Genomic DNA, 3,167 nt, shown 5'->3' with positions numbered 1-3,167 from the left:
ATAATGAAGCGTCTTGATGCGCTTGAACGCTGTCTTGCCAACCAGCACATGATTGGGCGGGTTGTGCAAGTTGATGGCCATAGGGTGCGGGTGAAACTTTGCGAACAGGGTTCTAATGGACAAGCGGTTTTATCGCCTTGGCTACAAGCGCAAGAAGCGGCGGGAGCTGTTTCCAGCAATATGCCTTTCAATGTTGGTGATCCGGTGCGGTTGTTAAACCCCCATGGCGAAATTGGTTCTGCCTCTCTGGTGGTGCGCGATAGCTATAGTGAGGATGCGCCTAATCCCGCACGCTCGCCGCAAGAGTTGGCGCTCTGTTATGCCGGTGGCGCTTTGCGGATGACAAAAGATGAACTTATTCTCTCCCATGGGGAAAACCAAATTCATTTGAGTGCACAAGGTTTGGTGCTTTCTCATCAATCAACCCGTGTTGAATTAACGGGCAGTGTGCGGATTGAAGCAAAAGATTTACAGCACAATCAAAAATCTGTTGGCGCAAGCCACAAACACGGTGGGGTCAAAATGGGTCCTTCCACAACCTCTTCCCCTCTTTAAAGGAGTTTTATCATGCGTGAGAACACTTATGTTATTTTAACCAATGCCGATTTTGTTGCAGGCAAGCGTTCACCGGGCAAGGGTGAGGAAATTTGTTTAAGTGAGGAAGCGGCTAAATATCCGTTGCTGCTTGGTCAGATCGCTGAAAAACCAGCCCCTGTTGTTTCTGCGCCCCCAACTGTTTCTACCACAAAGACAAGCAAAGGGGCTTAAAGCATGCGGTGCGGGATGAGCGAAAAGGATGGCTCTCTTTTATATGGCTTTGCACATTGCCAACAGTCACTTCGTAAATGTCTGACGACAAGAATTGGGACACGGGTTTTGCGTCGTCATTATGGATGTGATGTTGGAGCATTCCAAGATGCCAATGCTGATCCTGCGACGATGATGCAGCTTTATCAAGCAATTGTTGAAGCACTCGATGATCCAGAGTGTGGAGAGCCTGGGTTTTCGTTGCAGAGGATTGATCTGACAAAAGCAACGCGTGAAGGCACGTTCCATTTTGTTTTAACGGGTGTTTTTTATCCCAATGGGCATTTGGGAGATTGGTCACACCAAGAGCCAATGAGCATCAATTTAGAGGTTGGTGATGACTGAGTTTGAACCTTTACCCTTTTCACAGATTCCTTTGCCACAAATTATTGAAGAGCTTTCTGTTGAAGCAATTTTAGAGCAAAAGATCACGCGTTTGACTGAGCTTTTTGCAGCGCATCATATTCCTTATAATGTGGAAAAGACGGCTTATGATCCGGTTGTCATTCAATTGCAAGCGGCGGCTTATGAAGAGTTGCTATTGCGCCAGCGAATTAATGAAGTAGCGCGGGATAATTTACTCACATTTGCCCATGGAACAAGTTTAGATCATTTGGGGGATTTTCATGGGGTCACGCGCCTTTTGGATGAAGATGATAAGCGTTTGCGCCGCCGTATTCGCTTGAATAGACAAGGACATTCCACAGGTGGCACAGCGCCACGTTACCAATATTTTGCCCTCTCAAGCGATATCCATGTCAAAGATGCTTTTGTTTATCGTGAGGGTAAAAGTCCGCTTATTCATGTTGCGCTTTTTAGTGACGCTCCTTCAGGGGTGGCTGATGAGGCTTTAATTGCAAAGGTGCAAGCAGCCCTTGATGCCCCCCATGTTAAAATGACCAATGACCACATCCTTGTGAAAAGCGCGGTACAGCGGATGATCAATGTTTCTGCTGATTTTTGGTTGTTACCGGATGAAGGCTCCTTTGTTTTGGAAAGAGCGGAGCAGAATTTAAGAGCAGAATGGGCGCGTGCGCAAAGGCTTGGGCGTGATTTGTCTTTAAGTTGGATACTAAGCCGCTTGATGGTTGAGGGCGTTCACCATGTGAACATAACGCAACCTTTTGAGGATATTTTGGTCGCACCTGATGAAGCAGTCGCACTAGGGGATATTGTTTTGTTTGAACGGGGGCGTGCTTATTGATGCTTTCCTCACTTTTGCCCCCGAATTCGAGCTTGTTTGAACGTTGTTTTGCAGAAGCAATGGCTCTTGAACTTCACGTTAAAACGGCACTCGAAGAAATACCCCGTGCGAAATTTATTACGCGTCCGCCTTCTTGGTTGCCCTTTTTAATTGATGAATATGGCTTACAAGAATTAAACCCTTATTTCTCTAACCTTTATGATTTAATTGATCAGGGTCTTGCATGGCAAAATATTCGCGGCTCCCTTGCGGCAATAGAGATGGGGCTTGAATGGCTAGGGATTTCGGCACGCTTTCAACCCGCCTGGACTGGGCGAGCATGGTGGAATTCCTTTCAACTTGATTTTGATCAGTTGCCTGAACGGAAAAGCCTTGAAGCCATTGAAGCGATTACCGACCTTTCCAAAAGTTTGCGCTCTGATTTTCGCCGTGGGACCTATGGTTATGATGTGCAAGCTGTTGAATGCAATATGTCACGCCTTGATGACAGCATATTGGAGTATGAAAGCGGTGTTCGCTTAACAGCTGGGGGCACTTTGTTTTCCTTTGGGCGCACAACAGAGATCAATCACACGCTCACAAGAGAAGAAGGCAGGCTTATTGGCAATTGGATAGATGATGGGGATGAAGAGTTAAGCTGGGAACAAATCGATTATCCATGGGACATGGCAAATTTTCCGTGGTGTTCGGTCAAAAAACATGAACGCGATATACTCATGGCAGAGTGGTTTAGCAACCGCACGCTTTATCTCGTGTTAAGAGACAGCCAAAATAGCGTGATTGGGTATCGCAGATGCTATGCTGTAGCGCCTGTCGAACAGGCTTTGGATGGTGTTTATAGCCATTCAGGCAATCACTATCAGCCCTCCTCGATGGGCACGGCGCTTCTTGTTGCAGCCCGCACAGATTTTGAAGATGTTGAGGACAAACAAGCCGCTTCTGTTTCCCTTCTCGTTCATGGCATTCCCAAACAAGATATCCCCCTTGATATCCCCCTGGGCAAGCTTTGGCTTGGAGCTCATGAACTACGTGGTGGTGTAGAGATACTCAAAACACCTATCAATATTCCTTTGCGTGCCGATGTTCGCGAACAATTCAAGATTTTATTGAGGTTTTAATATGAAGCATGAAAGTGGTTTACCCTTTGCAATTGACA

General features: G+C 46.5%; 5 protein-coding genes. All 5 read left to right on the top strand.

The annotated features are described in order from the left end of the window. A partial coding sequence (locus ACFINZ_RS09170; RefSeq protein ID WP_375701370.1) for a baseplate assembly protein occupies positions 1-555 on the top strand: 555 nt, incomplete at its 5' end. 12 nt (positions 556-567) lie between these two features. After that, positions 568-768, top strand: coding sequence for a hypothetical protein (locus tag ACFINZ_RS09165; RefSeq protein WP_015856807.1), 201 nt, complete (start codon positions 568-570; stop codon positions 766-768). A 3-nt stretch (positions 769-771) separates the two neighbouring features. Then, positions 772-1,152, top strand: coding sequence for a GPW/gp25 family protein (locus ACFINZ_RS09160; RefSeq protein ID WP_375613760.1), 381 nt, complete (start codon positions 772-774; stop codon positions 1,150-1,152). Then, the gene (locus ACFINZ_RS09155; protein WP_375701369.1) at positions 1,145-2,011 is read left to right on the top strand and encodes a baseplate J/gp47 family protein; all 867 of its coding nucleotides are present in this window, start codon (positions 1,145-1,147) and stop codon (positions 2,009-2,011) included. Before ACFINZ_RS09160 ends, ACFINZ_RS09155 begins: the two co-directional genes overlap by 8 nt. Next, positions 2,011-3,129 (top strand): phage tail protein, encoded by a 1,119-nt coding sequence (locus ACFINZ_RS09150; RefSeq protein ID WP_375701368.1) that lies wholly within the window; start codon positions 2,011-2,013, stop codon positions 3,127-3,129. Before ACFINZ_RS09155 ends, ACFINZ_RS09150 begins: the two co-directional genes overlap by 1 nt. Positions 3,130-3,167 lie beyond the last annotated feature (38 nt).

The sequence above is a fragment of the Bartonella sp. AA81SXKL genome, from assembly GCF_042196945.1.
Classification (GTDB): Bacteria; Pseudomonadota; Alphaproteobacteria; order Rhizobiales; family Rhizobiaceae; genus Bartonella.
This window is presented reverse-complemented; position numbering and strand designations above follow the sequence as displayed.

Excerpts from the sequence above, each read along its gene's own strand:
- ACFINZ_RS09160 (WP_375613760.1), top strand. The coding sequence starts at position 772 with ATGCGGTGCGGGATGAGCGAAAAGGATGGCTCTCTTTTATATGGCTTT.
- ACFINZ_RS09150 (WP_375701368.1), top strand. The coding sequence starts at position 2,011 with ATGCTTTCCTCACTTTTGCCCCCGAATTCGAGCTTGTTTGAACGTTGT.
- ACFINZ_RS09165 (WP_015856807.1), top strand. The coding sequence starts at position 568 with ATGCGTGAGAACACTTATGTTATTTTAACCAATGCCGATTTTGTTGCA.
- ACFINZ_RS09155 (WP_375701369.1), top strand. The coding sequence starts at position 1,145 with ATGACTGAGTTTGAACCTTTACCCTTTTCACAGATTCCTTTGCCACAA.